Genomic DNA, 15985 nt, shown 5'->3' on the forward strand with positions numbered 1-15985 from the left:
TCCCCAGGCCCATCCGCGTGACCATGAGCCCGCTATCCCCGAGCCCACGCGTCTCCACCATGTACCCTCCCGCTCCGTGCGTCCTCGTCTGCCCGCCACCGCCGCGCAAGCCGGATGCCGAGATGCGTCATGCGTCATACGTCATCCGTCACCCGTCATCCGTGATGCTCCCCTCTCACGTGCTGGGAGAGGGGTCGGGGGTAAGGGGGACGCATCACGCATGACGCATGACGCATCACGCATGACGCATCACGCATCCGCTTGACGGACCCCGCCGGGGACCGCATTATCGAAGTCGCCGGGGTCGTTGTGCGGCCGAAGGGAGCGGCCCGCGCCCCGGCCGCCGCAGCAGGGAGGAACCACCGATGAGCCTGGCGGATCAAATCGCAGCCTGGATCAAGGAGCAGGTAGCGCAGGCCGGGGTGCAGGGCGGGGTCGTCGGCCTCTCGGGCGGTATCGACTCCGCGGTCGTCGCCGGACTCGCCACCCGCGCGCTCGGCCCCGAGCGGGTCACGGCCGCCATCATGCCGGCCCACAGCAACCCACAAGATGTGGAGCACGCGAAGCTCGCGGCCGCGGCGTTCGGCCTGGAGCCCCTCGTCATCGACCTCAGCCGGGCGTACGATGTCCTTCGCGAGACGCTGCCCCCCGGCAGTGAGATGGCCAACGCCAACATCAAACCGCGCCTACGCATGATCACCCTCTACCACCTCGCCAACACCCGTAACGCGCTGGTCATCGGTACCGGCAACAAGTCGGAGGAGATGGTCGGCTATTTCACCAAGTACGGCGACGGCGGGGTGGATATCCTGCCCATCGGCGGGCTATACAAGCACCAGGTCGTTGCGCTGGCGCGCGAGATCGGCGTGCCGGAGCCGATCATCACCAAGCCGCCGAGCGCCGGGCTCTGGGCAGGGCAGACCGACGAAGGGGAAATGGGGATCACGTACGACGAGTTGGACGCGATCCTGGCCGCGATCGAGCGGGGCGACACGACCGGTTTCCCGCCGGATAAAGTGGCGCGAGTCGAGCGGATGATCGCGAGCTCGGAGCACAAGCGACGCCTGCCGCCCATCTTCGAGCCGGCCGGCGCCGAGGCCCGGCGCTGAGATGCGCCTGCGCGAGCGACCGGAGCCGGTAACAGTCACGCGCGCCGTTGCCGGCAGCCTCGCTGCCGGTGCGGCCTATCTCCTCGCCCAGGCAGCGGACATTCGCGCCCTGGGCGTGCCGACCAACGACCTGCGGCTGCTCGCGGGCATGGTCCCCGGCGGGGAGACCCGCTGGCGCACCCTGGGCACCCTGATGCACTTCGCCAACAGCATCGCCCTCGGCCTGGCGTTCACCCGCGTGCGCGACCGCGTGCCCGGCACCGGATGGCGTCAGGGACTCCTGTTCGCGCTCGCCGAAAACACTATCCTGGGGCCGATCCTCTTCCTGACCGATCGCTTCCACCCGGCGATCCGGGCCGGTCGCCTCCCCCGCTACATCACGCCTCGCGCGCTGCTCCAGCAAGTCATCCGCCACATCGCCTACGGCGTCGTCCTCGGCGCGACGCTCGGCCGCCGGGTGTAGGGTGCGGGTCGCTCGGCGCGAAGCCAGCAGTGTAGAATCGACACGAGCCAGTTGCCCGGCCGGGGCGGGGCCGGGCGTCATGGTGCAGAGGAGAGGGCGCGCGATGGTCACCCAGGGCCGCCGGCCGTTGCCGCCGGCCGATGACGATCTGGCACAGGAGCTGAAGGTCCACTTGCAGGCCCTGCACGATCTGGGGCCGAGCTACAGCGACGAGGTCGCGGAGGCGTTCATCCGCCATATCGATCAGCGGATCGACCAGCGACTCGAACGGCGGCTCGCCCAGATGTCTGCCCAGCGCCGGCACGACACCGGGGCGATCGTCTGGACCCTCGTGCTGGCAATCCCCATCACCGCCATCGTGGGCGGGATCGCCGGGCTCCCGGGCATCGTGGTGGTCTGGGCCGCGATCCTCATGCTGGTCTGGCGGATGACCAAATAGCGGCCCGCTACCGCTCCCGCTCCCGCCGTCGCCAGGATCCCCAGAAGCGGCGCAACCGGTTCGCCGGCGGCGGGAGCGACGCCAGGAACTCCTGCGCCTCGCGGTCGAACTCCCCGACCTCCATCGTCAGCGCGGTGCCCTGACCCGTGCCGCGCACGGTGACGGTGACCCAGCCACCCCCGCCGACGAAGCGGATATGCAACCGGCTCTCGTCGCTAAGGTCCAGTCCCACCTCACCCTGGAAGTAGTCCCGCGCCCGGGCCAGCACCTCGCGGGGTCGCAGCCGGGTCGTCCCGCCGTAGCGCATCATGTCCGCCCACGCCGTCGGGCGCGCTCACGTTGCGCCAGCGCCAGCGCACCGAGCAGATCCCCGGTCGCGCCGCCGAGGAGGCCGATCTGCTCCGGGTCGTGTCCGGCATCGAGCAGCGGCCCAACCACGTCATGCGCCAGGTCGGCGATCCAGCCGGCCAGAACCGTCGCCTCACCGGTCAGCGTCGCGCCGCTCAGGCAGGCTGGGAGGAGCACCGTCTGCCCGGCAGCCAGTGACACCGTCGCGTCGCCCGCACGCACCGCACACTCACCCGCGATGGTGCTCAGCAGCCAGAAGGAGGCGCCTCCGGTATCCGGGACCGGCAGGTCGCCCTGCACCGACCAGCGCTCCAGCGTGAAGTAGCGGCAGGCAGCCAGCACCGTCCGCCGCTCGTCACGGGCCAGCGGGACCGTCGTCACCGCGCGCCGCCCGGGGACCATCGCCCGCAGGGCGTCATCGACGTGCACCTCACGCGGGCGCCCCTGGCTGTCTACCCGGCCCCAGTCGTACAGCCGGTAGGTGATGTCGCTGTTCTCCTGGATCTCGTAGAGCAGGATGCCCGCGTCGATCGCGTGCACCGTGCCCGCCGGGACGATCAGAGTGTCGCCGGTGCGCACCGGCTCGCGTAGGATCAGGTCCTCAAAGGTTCCCTGCGCGATGGCTTCCCGCACCTGCTGCGCGGTCACCCCGGCGCGCAGGCCCGTGATGAGCGTCGCGTCGGGATCGGCGTGGATGATGTGCCAGGCCTCGGTCTTGCCCCGCTTGCCCAGCGGCGCGGCCGCGTCGTCGTCGGGATGCACCTGCAGCGACAGGATGTCGGTCGCGTCGATGAACTTCACCAGCAGCGGGAAGTCGCGGAACGGCTCGCTGGCGCGCTCACCGCGCCGGCCAAGGAGCGCCGCCGGATACCGAGCCGCGAGTTCCCCCAGCGTCTGCCCCGCCAGCGGCCCGTTGGTCACCGTGGCGCTGTCGCCGCTCTCCAGCGACTCCCCGACCGGCGCGTCGGTCGGCAGCGTCTTGCCCAGGACCGTCTCCAGGCGTCGCCCGCCCCAGAGTTTCTCGTCGTACCGCGGCTGGAGCAGTAGCGGGTAGGCAATGTCCTCCATGGGCCTCCCCTTCCGGCAAGGCGCGAGCACGGATGCGGTAGCGATGCCGCCGCGGACTCCGCACGAGCGCGGCCACGGCGGGCGCGTCCGGCGCTATTCCTCCAGCATCGTCAGGGCCGACAACGGGATGGCACGGGCCGGCGGTCGAGCCGTCATCGGGACGATCTCCTCAGCCGGCACGCCAGCCTCGTCCCGCAGGAGCGCGGCCACCGCAGGCAGGCAGAAGATCCCCTGGCAAATGCCCATGCCCGCGCGCGTGCGCCGCTTGACGTCGTCCAGCGTCGTCGCGCCCTCGGCGATCGCCTGGCGCACCGCCGCGAGGGTCACCTCCTCACAGCGGCACAGGCACATAGGCACATCCGCGTTGACGACCGGTAGCGCACGGTTCCCCGACGTGGCCGTGCGGAGTCCCTGCAGGGCCTCCCGCGCCGCGGCGATGTCAGCCTCGGGCGCACCTGCGGCCGCCAATCCGGCAAGCCGTCCCTCCGCCATGGCCTCCGCGACTGATACGGCTCCGGCCGCTTCGCCGACGACGTAGACCCCCGGCTGCGACGTCGCCAGATGCTCGTCGCGTCGCGGCACATGCGCGCCCACGGCCGCGTCGAAGACCGTCTCGACCCGCGCCTGGAGCGCCAGCTCCGGGTCGGGCAACCGGCCGAGGGTGAGCACGACGGTGTCGGCCGCGTACGACTGCCCGTCGACCTCCACCTCCTCGACCTCGCGGTCGCCACCGGCTTGGAGTCCGGCAACACCCGGCACGCGGGCCACGACCTCCGCGCCCGCCACGGCGAAGGCATTCGCGACCTCATCCGCATCCGGGCCGTCGCCCACGACGACCACGCGCCGTCCGGGCAGCACACGGTGGACGTGGAGGAAGAGCTGGGCCGCCCGCGCGGTCATGACCCCGGGCAGCGTCCAACCCGGGAACGGCAGCACGCGGTCGGTTGAACCGGTGGCGACGATGACGCTTGCGGCGCGCAGGGTGTACGCCGTCTCCCCCTCGACGACGCCGACGACGTTGTCCTCGAAGAACCCCCAGGCGACGGACCCACGCGCGACCTCGACTCCGGCAGCGGCCACCCGCTCGGCGAGCGCCGCGGCCACGCGCACCCCCGGCTGCCCGTCGAGGTCCGGTTCCAGCCCGTGGGTGGGGGCGACGCGCCAGCGCAGGTGCCCACCGAGGTCCGGCTGCTCGTCGACGAGCACCACGCGAGCGCCGGCGCCGGCGGCCGCGAGCGCCGCGGCGCAGCCCGCCGGCCCGCCGCCGACCACGACGACGTCGGCCTGCTTCATGCCGTGCCCTCCTCCCAGGAACCGAGTCCCCGCTGCGTCACGATCCGCTGACCGTCCCGCACCGGCGTGACGCAGGTGCGCACGCTCGGCTCGCCGTCCACGGTCATGAGGCAGTCAGTACAGCGGCCGACGCCACAGAACGGCCCACGCGGCCTTCCTCGGTTCGGCATCGTGCGGCAGACCCGGATCCCCGCGGCCAGCAACGCCGCCGCGATGGGCTCACCCGCCCGCGCTGGAATCGGGCGATCGTCCACGTAGATGGTGACCTCCGTCGTGGGCGGCAGATCCCCCAACACCGGGTGCTGCCGCACCCGGAGGTCCCCCGAGACCGACTCGACGGCTCCCTCATCGGCTGGCATCTTGGCTCCTCCCAGTTCCCGGCGCGCTCGCGAGCCGCGCCGCTCACCAGGGGTGATCATCGCAGCCGGGCGCCGCTCGCGTCAACGCGGCGACCAGCCGGATGGGCCGACACCACCCGCTCCGGCGCGATCGCGCCCCGTGCGGGCTAGTCCGACCCCGCGTCCAGTCGCGTGATGACGCCGCGCAGCCAGTCACGGTCGGCCCGCAGCAACACCAGCTTGTGCTCGACGGCCAGGTCAACGCCGATCCCATGCCCGTGCGGGGGAACCTGCTCCAGCTCGGCGATCTGTTCGTCCACGCGCGCCAGCCGCATGCGAAGCCCCTCGATGACCTCGTCCCGCGGCAGTTGGTCGAGGAACATCAGCCCGACATCCCCCGGGATCGCCGACTCCCCAGGATCGACCAGGCTCTGCCGAAGCAGCTCGCGGAAGCGCTCCTCGCCCCGTGGCGTGAGCGCATAGACCTTGCGTGGCGGCCGGTTGCCCGCCTGCTCGGTGTGGACGCTCGCATAGCCATCGCGGGCCAGCCGATCGAGGATGGCGTAGGCGGTCGCCTTCTTCATCGAGGTGACGCGCGCCAGGTTTCGCTCGATGAACTCGTTGATCTGGTAGCCGTGCTGGCTCTGGAAGCTGAGCAGCCCCAATAGCAGCAGTTCGCGTTCGTCCATGACATCCCCACGCCCCCGAAGCGGTACCGGCGTGTATTTCCCGTTTCCCGGTTGAATCCGCGCCGGGGGACGGCTATACTCCCGTCTGGAATAGTCAGTCTTGACTATCCACGCCTGACTATAGGCCGCCGGACGCGATGCGTCAATGAAAGGGACGCGCCCCGTGTTTCTCGCCGTGCGAGAGTTCCGTCACGCCCGTCTGCGTTACATCCTGATCGGCGCGATTATCGCGCTGATCGCGTGGCTCGTCTTCCTCCTCTCCGGGTTGGCCACGGGCCTGGCGACCGACAACGGCGCCAGCCTGATGAACATGGAAGCCGACCATCTGGTCTTCCAGTCCGACGTGCGCTTCTTCCTCCACCGCTCGATCCTGCCGGAGGAGACGGTGGAGGCGGTCCGCGCCGTGCCGGGCGTCACCGCCGCCGCACCGCTCGGCCACCTGACGGTCACCGTCACCCGCGGCGCGGATGACGAGAAGATCGACGCCACCATCCTGGCAATCGACCCCGACAGCTTCCTCGCGCCGCGGATCGTCGACGGCAAGGCGCTCTCAGGCCAGCCCGCGGGCAGTATCGTGGCCAACGACAGCCTCAAGCGCCACGGGGTGCGCTTGGGCGATCAGTTGACCGTCAGCCCCTCGGGTAAGGTGCTGACCGTCGTCGGCTTCACCACCGGCCAGACGTACAACCACCTGCCGGTCCTCTTTATGGATATCCCGACTTGGCGCGAGCTCAAGTTCGCCGCGCCCGGTTCGGCCGGGTCGGTGGTCGATCCGATCAGCGCCGTAGCCGTGAAGATGGATGAGTCCGCCGCCGCGCGGGTCCAGCAAGACGTGCCGGGCGTCGAGGTTGCCACCCGCCAGGTGGCACTGGAGAACCTCCCGGGATACCGCGAGGAGATGGGCACCATCACCATGATGCTCGCCTTCCTCTTCGTGATCGCCGCTTTCGTCCTGGCCGTCTTCTTCTACATCCTGACGCTGCAGAAGACCAACCAGTTCGGCGTGCTCAAGGCCCTCGGCGCCACCACCGGCTTCCTGGCACGCGACCTGGTCGCCCAGGTCCTGCTCCTGACGCTGCTCGGCGTGGCGGCCGCTGCCGGGCTGACCTACGTCGTGGCGGCGATGATCCCGCCCGAGATCCCCTTCTCCCTGGACACTCGGCTCATCCTGACCTACGCCGTGGTCCTGGTGGGAGTCGGACTCCTCGGGACCCTCCTCTCGCTCCGCCGGATCGCCAAGATCGACCCGCTCATCGCCATCGGGAGAGTGGACTGACAATGAGCACCCTAGTGCTGGACAACGTCACCAAGGTCTATGGGCAAGGGGAGTACGCCGTCACCGCCCTCGATGGCGTGTCGCTCAGCGTCTCCGCTGGGGAGCTCGTGGCGGTCGTCGGGCCGTCCGGCTCGGGCAAGACGACGCTATTGGCCATCGCCGGCGCGCTGCTCCAGCCGTCGCAGGGTCGGGTGGTGCTCAAGGGCCAGGACCTGACCGGCCTCGATGCCGCCGCGCTGGCCCGCATCCGGCTGGAGCATATCGGCTTCGTGCTGCAAACGTCGAACCTCGTCCCGTACCTCACCGCGCGCGATCAGTTGCTGCTGGTCGCCCGCCTGGCCGGGCGCATCGACGCCGCCGCCCGGGAGCGCGCCGACGACCTCCTGCGCGAACTCGGGCTGAGCCACCGCCTGAACCACTACCCGGAGGAGCTCTCCGGCGGCGAACGCCAGCGGGTGGCGATCGCCCGCGCGCTCATGAACGACCCCGACGTCCTGCTGGCCGACGAACCGACCGCCAGCCTCGACTCGGTCCGCGGGCGCGAGGTGGTGGAGATGCTTGCGCGGGAAGTGAAGGAGCAGAACAAAGCCGCGGTGATGGTCACCCACGACGAGCGCATGCTCGACCTGGTGGACCGCGTCATCCACATCGCCGATGGCCGGCTCTTCCACGAAGGGACCGTGACCCCGAGCGCCACCCCGGCCGGATGAGGAGCGACAGCATCAGGGCGCAGGACGGGTGGTGCAAAGGATCCGGCCGCTCGGCGCGTGCCCGGGGCTGGGTGATGTGCGGAGTCCACGCCGCGGCGCGTGCCCGCGGCTAAAGCCGCCGGGCTGATAAGGAAAGCCCGCTCAAGCGGGCTGGGGTGGGACAGGACTCACGCCTCCGCGTAAGGCCCCACCGCCCGGCCTGTGCCCGGGGCTAAAGCCACCGGGCTGACAATACAAAGCCCACTGAAGGGGCTGGGGACTGGTACCCAGCAGACTGCCGAATCGGCTCCGCCTGCATGTCGCCATCGCAGCCCCTTCAGTGGGCTTACCCCCTCTTCAGCCCGGCGGCTTTAGCCCCGGGCACGGGCCAGCAATGATGCTCCTATCACCAGCCCGCTAGACTTCGTCGTCGTCCCCAGCCGGCTTGAGCCGGCTTTCCTTGTCAGCCCGGCGGCTTGAGCCCCGGGCACGTGCCGACCAGCGGACACCCATACTGTTCATCAAACCCCATAACCCCCGGGCACGCGCCACGGCGCCGGGATCTTCCCGCCACCCATCCGATGCCTGGACCACGGCGCGGGAGCCGTCGCGCCACCGAGGGAGCCGGCACACGCCAGCCGCGGGTCACTCCAGCGGCCAGGTCTTGAGCTGGTTGATGACGTACTCGCGGATCTCGCTCGGCGTCGGCAGTGGGGCGACAAGGCGGCCCTGATCCAGCAGCGGCTTGAGCGCTCGTTCGGGCTGGACGCCGTCGGGGCAGAGATCGGCCGGGGGCGGGTCGTCCAGGCGCGTGACGCGGCTCGCGCCAGTGGCCGGGCAGCGCCAGACCTCTTTCGCGCCGCTCATCTTGCCCCGCTTGGCTCTCGACTCGCCGTCGATCTCCACGATGTCCATGCTGAAGTCGACCGTCTTGGCGCCGCTGATGCTCGTGCCGACGCCGAAGGCATCGACGATGTGCCGCAGGCGCACCACTTCCTCTTCGTCCAGCCCGCCGCTGACGATCAGCTTGACATGCTGGAAGCCGCGCAGGTCCAACTCCCAGCGTACCTCCTCGAGGATGCGCAGGAAGTCGCCCCGTCGGGAGCTCGGAGTGTCCAACCGCACACCCCAGAGTCGGTCGCCCAGCGCCTCAGCCACGCGGATCGCCTCGAATTTCTCGTCCTGGAAGGTGTCGATCAGCGCGATGCGCGGGATGTCCGGCGGCAGGATGCGGTCGTAGGCGAGCATGGCGTCCACCGTGTCGCCCATGATGAGGATGAGCGCGTGGGGCGTGGTGCCGGTTGGGTCCTGACCCAGCAACTCCGCCGCCTCCACCACGCTGACACCGTCGCAGCCGCCGATATACGCGGCGCGTTCCACCGCCAGGCTCACCGCGGGGTGGATACGCCGGGCGCCGAAGCTGACCACCTTCTTGTCGCCAGCGAGGCGCCGGATCCGGGCGGCCTTGGTCGCCACCCCGGACGCCTGACAGATCAATCCCAGGATCGCCGTTTCCAGCACCGCGAAGGAGAGGTACGGGCCCGAAATCTCCATCACCGGCTCGTAGGGGTGGAAGATGCTGCCCTCGGGCATGGCCCGCACGTCCACCGGGATACCGTCCAGCAGCCCGGCCACCTCGTCCAGCCCGGCCAGGACGGCCCAGGAACTGCCGCCGGGCAGCGACTTGGCAATGAACTCGGCGCGGACGTGTGGGTTGCGCCCCTCGGCTTTCAAGATCTCAACGGTGCGCAGGAAATACACGTCCGTCGTGCGCCCGGCCTTGATCTCGTCTTGTGTCGCGTAGTGGAGCCAGCGTCCCTGCACCATCGCCAGTCCCTCTCCGTCCCCCCGTCGCAGCGCGCGTATTCGGTGAGGGAGAATAGCACACCGGGCGCCAGAGCTGCCCGCGGCTTGACGGCTGCCTGGCGCACGATTAGTGTACGTACATATGTCGCGTCGTACGGAGGAGAACGCCGATGCCCCACAACCTCAGCGCCGGGGTCCTGAGCCGGGAGCAACTGCTGGAGTTACTCGACGGTGAGCCGCCACTGGTCGCGGGCCTGCGCGACCGCGATGCGCAGGTCCAGCCGAACGGGATCGACCTGACGCTCGACTCGGTCGCCACCTTCACCGGGCCGGGGACGCTGACCGTGGACAACGCCGGGCGACGGCTGGCCGACAGCACGGATCTGACCTTCGGTCCCGATGGCCAGCTCTACCTCTCCCCCGGCGCCTACCTGGTGCGGTTCACCGAGACGGTCAATCTCCCGGCCGATCTCATGGCTTACCTCCGTCCCCGCTCCACGCTGCTGCGCTCCGGTGTGGCGCTGCACACCGCCGTGTGGGATGCCGGCTACGCCGGTCGCGGCGCGTCGCTCCTGGTCGTCTACAACCCGCACGGGTTCCGGGTGCAGCACGGCGCCCGCATTGGCCAACTGGTGTTCCACCGGCTGGCGGCGGCGACGGCCGAGGGGTACGACGGCATCTACCAGGGCGAAGCCACCGACCGGCGCTGAGGCACACCAACCCCTCGCCCACGGCGGCATGGGGATTGGACGCGGCTGGTGCCGGGTTCGTGCTGCCGGCGGTCCACCCGTCCCATGACGCCGCGCCCCTCACATCGACCCGGATGGCGACCGTGGCCCACGGATCCGGCCCGGCACGGAAGCCCCATCCGGGTCGGTTCGCATGAGCCACGCTCAGCCGTGGCGACGCCGCCCCTCCCCGGCACAGTGCTTGCACTCCTCGGGGGCAAGTTCGCCTCCGGGCGCGGCGAGAGCCGTGCCGGGAGCCGACGACGGAGAGGCGGTACCCGTGACAGTAGCCAGACAGATGGTCCGGACACTCCAGGCGCACAACTGGCATCCGGTCGCGATCGTGAACGGGTCGGACCGCCTGGACCTCGCCCCGCTCACCTCGCAGCTCGGCGCAGGGTTCACCCTCTGGCGTCAGAATCCGGGTGGTCAGTGGTCGGTCGTCGTGAGCGGGCATACGGCGAACGGCGAACTCCGGGGCTCGGAGGATGAGCCCCTCCACCTGCCACATCACGCGGAAAAGCGGCTGGAAACAATGCTCGCGGGGGCGTAGCGCGCTGCGCTAGGCCCAGACACAGGAAAGAGCCGGCTGACCGGCTCCTCCCGTCCCTGCAACGGGGTCTTGTGCGGGCGACAGCGACCACAACCCCCCGGAAACGCCGACTGTCGCCAACGAGTCGCCCGGCCGCCTGGCGCCACGGCCGCGGGACTCACGCACTACGAGTGTAACAGGTTCCCGGCTTATGGCAAGGTCAGACGCGCAGCCGTTCGCGTGATCCTTGCGCCCCCATCCTTCGTTTCGCGTATCCGACGTCGAATTGGCGGCTGTTCTCGGCGTCTTCATGCCGTTCTACACACCGGAAACCGGCGCGCGAGGCACGCGAAACCGCCGATTCCGGTGCGCCTAGACGCCGGATCAATCGACGGTGTCGGGCGACGGCGTCCCCTTGATCCGCAGCCACGCCAGGATGCGCCGCTTGATGTCGTCCACCGTCTCCTCCTCGGACAACTGCTTGCGCACCGTGGACCAGCCGCCGCGGTCGGTCTCGTAGATCGCCTGTCCCGCGTGCACACGCATGAAGGCCGCGCGATCGCCCATCTGCACCAGCCACCAGTCGTAGACCATCTTCGGCTTCAGCGCCACGCCGTGCAGGTAGAGCGGGTGATACGCGCCGTCGACCGGCTGGTCGTCGACGAAGATCTCGCGCGCCGCCACCATCCCCGGGTTTTCCAGGATCAACTCGGTCACCGCCTGGTACAGGCGCGGGTAGTGCTTCTGCTTCTGCGGCCACGAGTAACCCAGGTTGCCCGGCAACCCCATCCGGGGGAAGAGGGCGATGATCTCTTCCTGCGCCCGCTCGGGGTCCTCGCGCAGCAGTGTCCCCAGCGCCAGGCGCAGGTCGCCGCTGCCGTGGGTGATGCGCGGCGCATCCTCGCCGCTGAGGAGAATCATTCCGAAGGAGTCCGCTGGCTCGTTGGCGAAGGGCGGGGCAGTCACCCGCCGCGTGAGGAGGAAGCGATCCCAGCCGTTCTCCGGGTGGTAGATCGGCAGCGCGTCGATGGCCGAGTCGGCGAAGCGCGCCCCGACGATTACGTTGGCCACCACCCAGCCGAGCGCGAACCCCAGCCGATCGGGCGTCGCCAGGTGCTGTTCCGCCTCCGGCATGTCCGCACTCAACGGCAGCGGCGGCAGATGTTCATAGTTGCGAATCGCTAGCTCCACCTGCTCACGAAGATCCATTGCGTTGTCGCCACCCCTTCGCCCATTGCGGGCCTGACTCAGTGAGCCAGACCCGAGACTACTCCTCCATGCGCGGATCTCCGCGGCATGTACCGGATATCCCCGCGGATCATGAGGATTGTACCGTGCTGCCGCCAACCTGGCCCATGCGCGCCCGATCGCGCACCGATAGGGACAAAAGTCACGCCTTTTCGACCGAGTCCTCGTCTTACCGATGGGGTCCATAGTAGACTTGAGGGCGCCATCTTACGCCCCTCCAGGCGTTGATGTGCGACCATTGGCAACGGTATCAGGGAGCACCCACACGTGCGCGACTTGACGTTTATCGAGATCCTTGGGCTTATTCGGCGCTGGTGGTGGGTGTTCGTCCTCTGCCCGGTCCTCGCCGGCGCTGCCGCTTACGGCGTCAGCCGGGCGCTGACGCCCGTCTACCGCGCGGAAGCGACCCTCTTCATCGACCAGCGCGAGACAACCGGCAGCCTCAACGTGAGCGACATCCAGGCCGCGCAAGAGCTGGCTGTCACCTACAGCCGCCTCGTTACCGCGCGTCCCGTTCTCGAGAAGACCATCGAGCGCCTCTCGCTCGACACCACGCCGGAAGATCTGGCGGAGAGCATCAGCGTCTCCCGTATCGACAGCACCCAACTCGTCGAGATCGCCGTCGAAGATCCCGATCCGGGCACCGCTGCCCAGATCGCCAACACGCTGGCTCAGGTCTTCATCGAGGATACGCACGCGCAAGAGGATGCCGTGACCGGAAGCGGCCGTGACGAGCTGCGGCGCCAGATCGAGGAAGTGCAGCAGCGCATCGAGGACACCAGCTCCCGGATCGCGGAGTTGCAGCAGTCTGGTGCCAGCGGCACCGCCGTCCAGACCGAGCTGCGGACGCTCCAGACGCAACTGAGCCAGGACCAGTCGCTCTACGCGAGCCTCTTGGAAGCCCAGCAGCGGATGGAGCTTGCCGCCGCGCAAAGTGCGACCCAGATCCGCGTGGTTGAGCAGGCCGTGCCGCCGAAGACCTTCGTCAAGCCGCGCATCCTCCTCAACACAGCCCTCGCGGGCGCCCTCGGAGTCGTGCTCGCCGCCGGGCTCGTGCTGGTCGCGGGCTACCTCGACGACACCGTCAAGACCAGCGAGGACGTGCAGCGGCTCACCGGGCGCGGTGCACTCGGTCTCATCCCCGAGCTCCGCTCGCCTGAGAGCATCGAAGCCATCGCCCACCCCGACTCGGTCGGCAGCGAAGCCTTCCGCACCGCACGGACCAACCTTCAGTTCGTCGCCGTGGGGCAGAGCCTGCGCTCGTTCGTCGTGACGAGCCCACGTCCCGGCGACGGCAAGACAACCACGGCGGTGAACCTGGCGGCGGTCCTGGCACAGGGCGGCCAGCGCGTCATCCTCGTGGACGCCGACCTGCGCCGGCCGCAAGTCCAGCGCTACTTCGCCGGGCTCAACACGCGCACCGGTTTGTCCAACCTGCTGCTGGGCGAGTGGGATGTAAAGCTCACCCCAGCGCTGCGGCAGACAACCATCGCCGGCCTCACGGTCCTGCCCGCCGGCCCGCTGCCGCCGAACCCGCTGGACCTCCTCAGCTCGCCCCGGATGCGCGAGGTGTTGGACTGGCTGGCCGGGCAGGCCGATGTCGTCATCTTCGACGCGCCGCCGTTGGCGGTGTCCGACGCGCTCGTCCTGAGCCGGTTGACCAACGGGGTCATCGTCGTCTCCGAGACCGGGCGGGTCCGCACGGCGGAGCTCGCCGAGGCGGTGCAGCAGATCCAGCGGTCGGGCTCGACGCTGCTGGGGATCATCCTGAACCGCTTCCCGCTGGAGAAGTCCGGCGGCTACTACACGTACTACCGCAGCCAGGGCGACGACGCGGCCGGCGCCCGCCACATCGAGCCACCCGCCGTCATCCCGACCTGGGCGAACGGGAGCGGCAACCGTGTCGTCATCCGGCGGACGCTCCGGCCCACAACCTCCAAGTCGGCCGACTCCGAGACGTAGGCGCTGATGCACGACGTAGACGACCAGACCGGCCGCCAGGCAGCGACTCCGATCTTCGCCGCCTTACGTCCACACACCTCGGCCACTGTCACCACCCGGCGCCGCCGCTGGCCATTCGTTGTCAGCGGCGTGCTCCTCATCATTCTCGTCCTCGGTGTGCTGGCCGGTATGCGGGCGCGCTCTGCGCTCGCCGCCTACCGGGATGTCCGCGATGAAGTGGCAGTGTTGGAGGCGCTACAGGCCGGCGATCTCAGCAGCATGCAGGCGGACGATCTCCGCGCGATCGAGCAGAGCCTCACACAGCTCCACGACGACCTCGGCCGCCTGGACGCGGCCGTCACGCCGCCCGTCGGCGCCGGGCTGGTTGAGCGCCTGCCGATGATTGGTCCACGGTACACGGCGGGCAAACGCCTGATTCGTGCCGTCGACACGCTGACCACAGCCGGCATCGCCACCGCCGCAATCGGCCGGGAGACCCTCACCGCGTTCCGTGCCACCGGCATCAGACGGTCACCGGACGACACCGGTCCGACGTGGCTCGACGTGCTGATGAGTCACCAGGAAGACCTGGACACCATCCTCGCCCAGGTGGACGAAGCGCGCCGCATCCGGGCCGGCATCGATGCCGCGGCGCTTCCCGCGTCGGCTCGCGCGCGCCTGCCCGCGCTCGACCGCGCGCTCGACGCGCTTGACCCGCTGCGGCTCGTGAACGACGACCTGCCGGTGTTCGCGACTGCGCTGGGGGCTGAGGAACCGGCCCGCTACCTGATCCTCTTCCAGAATACCGCCGAGCTGCGGCTGAGCGGCGGGTTCCCGGGCACGATCGCGCTAGTCACGTTCGAACATGGCCAGCTCGCGTCGTACGAGTTCCACGACATCTACGACCTCCAGCAAGCCTATCAGGCCGGGCGGACGCAGCCGATCACGCCGCCCTATCCAGTCGCGCACCACTTCGGCCATGAGGAGCTGCCGATCCAGGATGCGACCTGGGAAACCGACTTCGCCGCAGGCGCGGCGCGGCTGGTCGAGATGTACCGCGCCACCGGCTGGCCCGCGATCAACGGGGTCGTGGCCGTCACCCCCGCCGTCGTCAGCGACATCCTGGGGCTCACCGGCCCGGTGACCGTGGAGGTCGACGGCGAGCCACGCCGGATCGACGCCGACAACGTTCATGACGAGATCGAGCGGCAGCGATACGTGCACGGTGGCAATGAGACCGCCCCGTCGCACAAGGCCGTCCTGGCTCTCCTCGGCCGGGTGCTCATCGAGCGACTGACCGCCGCTGACCGCGCGCTCCTGCTCGACCTCATCCGGACAATGCGCACCGCCGCCGACGAGCGCGACGTGCAGGTATACGCCGTCGATCCCCGGCTCCAGGCCATGGCGGACGAGCACCGCTGGAGTGGGCGGCTACTCCCGCAGCCGGGCGTACCCACCCTGGCCCTGAACGCGTCCAGCCTGGTCACCACCAAGGCCAGCCGCGCCGTGCACCCGCAGGTGACACTGACCATCGAGCCACCCGTCAATGGGCAGCGCATCGTCACCCTCGCCGCCGACTTCGTTCACACCGGCGACCCGACGGCCGATCCCTACTACGCGGGGTATCAGCGCTGGTGGGTTGAAGTGACCCTGCCCGAGGGGAGTACCCGGCTCGACAGCAGCCACGAGCCGCAGCCGGACCCCGACGCGCCCAACGGCGGCAGCTACGACTTGGAGATCTTCGCCGGCGAGACGACGCATTTCACCGTGCGCTTCACCATGCCCGACTCCCCCCAGCTCCTCATCCGGCGCCAGCCGGGGATCACCCCGGTCGAGCTCACCGCCACAACGCAGGGGTGCCAAGCGCCGGTCACGGCCACGCTCACCGCCGACCTGACTCTCGACCTCACCACCCTCTGCCGCTGACGCACGCCCAGTCATCGGTCCCGGCCTGCGCGGAGCGTCTCGTCCGCGCCCGGCCGGGGGCGGGGTTTGTGGGCGCGCCCAGGGCCCCCCCC

16 protein-coding genes are annotated in these 15985 nt (G+C 69.7%); 9 read left to right on the forward strand and 7 right to left on the reverse strand.

Translation table 11 applies throughout. The features are described 5' to 3' along the window. The first annotated feature begins 365 nt into the window (after positions 1–365). The 3 genes from IRZ30_RS09445 to IRZ30_RS09455 all read left to right on the forward strand — a co-directional run bounded on the left by IRZ30_RS09445 (position 366) and on the right by IRZ30_RS09455 (position 2011). A complete protein-coding gene (locus tag IRZ30_RS09445) occupies positions 366–1109 on the forward strand; it encodes an NAD+ synthase (protein WP_294084738.1) in 744 nt (247 codons plus the stop codon). A gap of 1 nt (position 1110) precedes the next feature. After that, on the forward strand, positions 1111–1572 hold the full coding sequence (locus tag IRZ30_RS09450) for a hypothetical protein (protein WP_294084739.1): 462 nt from the start codon (positions 1111–1113) through the stop codon (positions 1570–1572). Positions 1573–1675: 103 nt separating this feature from the next. Then, positions 1676–2011 (forward strand): hypothetical protein, encoded by a 336-nt coding sequence (locus tag IRZ30_RS09455; protein WP_294084740.1) that lies wholly within the window; start codon positions 1676–1678, stop codon positions 2009–2011. A 7-nt stretch (positions 2012–2018) separates the two neighbouring features. Here the strand turns inward: IRZ30_RS09455 and IRZ30_RS09460 are convergent, their stop codons facing one another. From IRZ30_RS09460 to IRZ30_RS09480, 5 genes are all read right to left on the reverse strand, one after another. Beyond that, on the reverse strand, positions 2019–2321 hold the full coding sequence (locus IRZ30_RS09460; RefSeq protein WP_294084741.1) for a hypothetical protein: 303 nt from the start codon (positions 2319–2321) through the stop codon (positions 2019–2021). After that, the gene (locus tag IRZ30_RS09465) at positions 2318–3427 is read right to left on the reverse strand and encodes a type I phosphomannose isomerase catalytic subunit (protein ID WP_294084742.1); all 1110 of its coding nucleotides are present in this window, start codon (positions 3425–3427) and stop codon (positions 2318–2320) included. Before IRZ30_RS09465 ends, IRZ30_RS09460 begins: the two co-directional genes overlap by 4 nt. 93 nt (positions 3428–3520) lie before the next feature. Then, positions 3521–4720 carry an NAD(P)/FAD-dependent oxidoreductase gene (locus tag IRZ30_RS09470; RefSeq protein WP_294084743.1) on the reverse strand — a complete coding sequence of 400 codons (1200 nt, stop codon included), beginning with the start codon at positions 4718–4720 and terminating at the stop codon, positions 3521–3523. Next, positions 4717–5079: a (2Fe-2S)-binding protein gene (locus tag IRZ30_RS09475; protein WP_294084744.1), complete on the reverse strand. Its 363-nt coding sequence runs from the start codon at positions 5077–5079 to the stop codon at positions 4717–4719. Before IRZ30_RS09475 ends, IRZ30_RS09470 begins: the two co-directional genes overlap by 4 nt. A gap of 146 nt (positions 5080–5225) precedes the next feature. Then, positions 5226–5747 carry a PadR family transcriptional regulator gene (locus tag IRZ30_RS09480; protein ID WP_294084745.1) on the reverse strand — a complete coding sequence of 174 codons (522 nt, stop codon included), beginning with the start codon at positions 5745–5747 and terminating at the stop codon, positions 5226–5228. Between the two features lie 163 nt (positions 5748–5910). Between IRZ30_RS09480 and IRZ30_RS09485 the strand changes: the two genes are divergently transcribed. Beyond that, the gene (locus tag IRZ30_RS09485; protein WP_294084746.1) at positions 5911–7023 is read left to right on the forward strand and encodes an FtsX-like permease family protein; all 1113 of its coding nucleotides are present in this window, start codon (positions 5911–5913) and stop codon (positions 7021–7023) included. Between the two features lie 2 nt (positions 7024–7025). Further along, positions 7026–7733 carry an ABC transporter ATP-binding protein gene (locus tag IRZ30_RS09490; protein ID WP_294084747.1) on the forward strand — a complete coding sequence of 236 codons (708 nt, stop codon included), beginning with the start codon at positions 7026–7028 and terminating at the stop codon, positions 7731–7733. 624 nt (positions 7734–8357) lie between these two features. On the opposite strand, the gene IRZ30_RS09495 is transcribed toward IRZ30_RS09490, so the two are convergent. After that, on the reverse strand, positions 8358–9539 hold the full coding sequence (locus IRZ30_RS09495; RefSeq protein WP_294084748.1) for a nicotinate phosphoribosyltransferase: 1182 nt from the start codon (positions 9537–9539) through the stop codon (positions 8358–8360). A gap of 149 nt (positions 9540–9688) precedes the next feature. On the opposite strand from IRZ30_RS09495, the gene IRZ30_RS09500 reads away from it, so the two are divergent. Beyond that, entirely contained in the window at positions 9689–10228 is a 540-nt protein-coding gene (locus IRZ30_RS09500) for a deoxyuridine 5'-triphosphate nucleotidohydrolase (protein ID WP_294084749.1), read from the forward strand. Between the two features lie 298 nt (positions 10229–10526). After that, positions 10527–10799 (forward strand): hypothetical protein, encoded by a 273-nt coding sequence (locus IRZ30_RS09505; RefSeq protein WP_294084750.1) that lies wholly within the window; start codon positions 10527–10529, stop codon positions 10797–10799. Positions 10800–11162: 363 nt separating this feature from the next. Here the strand turns inward: IRZ30_RS09505 and IRZ30_RS09510 are convergent, their stop codons facing one another. Further along, positions 11163–11987: a hypothetical protein gene (locus IRZ30_RS09510; RefSeq protein WP_294084751.1), complete on the reverse strand. Its 825-nt coding sequence runs from the start codon at positions 11985–11987 to the stop codon at positions 11163–11165. 306 nt (positions 11988–12293) lie between these two features. On the opposite strand from IRZ30_RS09510, the gene IRZ30_RS09515 reads away from it, so the two are divergent. After that, complete coding sequence (locus IRZ30_RS09515) at positions 12294–13988, forward strand: polysaccharide biosynthesis tyrosine autokinase (protein ID WP_294084752.1); 1695 nt, start codon at positions 12294–12296, stop codon at positions 13986–13988. Between the two features lie 6 nt (positions 13989–13994). After that, a complete protein-coding gene (locus IRZ30_RS09520) occupies positions 13995–15893 on the forward strand; it encodes a DUF4012 domain-containing protein (protein ID WP_294084753.1) in 1899 nt (632 codons plus the stop codon). Positions 15894–15985 lie beyond the last annotated feature (92 nt).

Source organism: Sphaerobacter sp. (genome assembly GCF_019683595.1).
Classification (GTDB): domain Bacteria; phylum Chloroflexota; class Chloroflexia; order Thermomicrobiales; family Thermomicrobiaceae; genus Sphaerobacter.

Excerpts from the sequence above, each read along its gene's own strand:
- IRZ30_RS09490 (WP_294084747.1), top strand. The coding sequence starts at position 7,026 with ATGAGCACCCTAGTGCTGGACAACGTCACCAAGGTCTATGGGCAAGGG.
- IRZ30_RS09465 (WP_294084742.1), bottom strand. The coding sequence starts at position 3,427 with ATGGAGGACATTGCCTACCCGCTACTGCTCCAGCCGCGGTACGACGAG.
- IRZ30_RS09455 (WP_294084740.1), top strand. The coding sequence starts at position 1,676 with ATGGTCACCCAGGGCCGCCGGCCGTTGCCGCCGGCCGATGACGATCTG.
- IRZ30_RS09445 (WP_294084738.1), top strand. The coding sequence starts at position 366 with ATGAGCCTGGCGGATCAAATCGCAGCCTGGATCAAGGAGCAGGTAGCG.
- IRZ30_RS09510 (WP_294084751.1), bottom strand. The coding sequence starts at position 11,987 with ATGGATCTTCGTGAGCAGGTGGAGCTAGCGATTCGCAACTATGAACAT.
- IRZ30_RS09475 (WP_294084744.1), bottom strand. The coding sequence starts at position 5,079 with ATGCCAGCCGATGAGGGAGCCGTCGAGTCGGTCTCGGGGGACCTCCGG.
- IRZ30_RS09470 (WP_294084743.1), bottom strand. The coding sequence starts at position 4,720 with ATGAAGCAGGCCGACGTCGTCGTGGTCGGCGGCGGGCCGGCGGGCTGC.
- IRZ30_RS09520 (WP_294084753.1), top strand. The coding sequence starts at position 13,995 with ATGCACGACGTAGACGACCAGACCGGCCGCCAGGCAGCGACTCCGATC.
- IRZ30_RS09460 (WP_294084741.1), bottom strand. The coding sequence starts at position 2,321 with ATGATGCGCTACGGCGGGACGACCCGGCTGCGACCCCGCGAGGTGCTG.
- IRZ30_RS09480 (WP_294084745.1), bottom strand. The coding sequence starts at position 5,747 with ATGGACGAACGCGAACTGCTGCTATTGGGGCTGCTCAGCTTCCAGAGC.
- IRZ30_RS09450 (WP_294084739.1), top strand. The coding sequence starts at position 1,111 with ATGCGCCTGCGCGAGCGACCGGAGCCGGTAACAGTCACGCGCGCCGTT.
- IRZ30_RS09495 (WP_294084748.1), bottom strand. The coding sequence starts at position 9,539 with ATGGTGCAGGGACGCTGGCTCCACTACGCGACACAAGACGAGATCAAG.
- IRZ30_RS09500 (WP_294084749.1), top strand. The coding sequence starts at position 9,689 with ATGCCCCACAACCTCAGCGCCGGGGTCCTGAGCCGGGAGCAACTGCTG.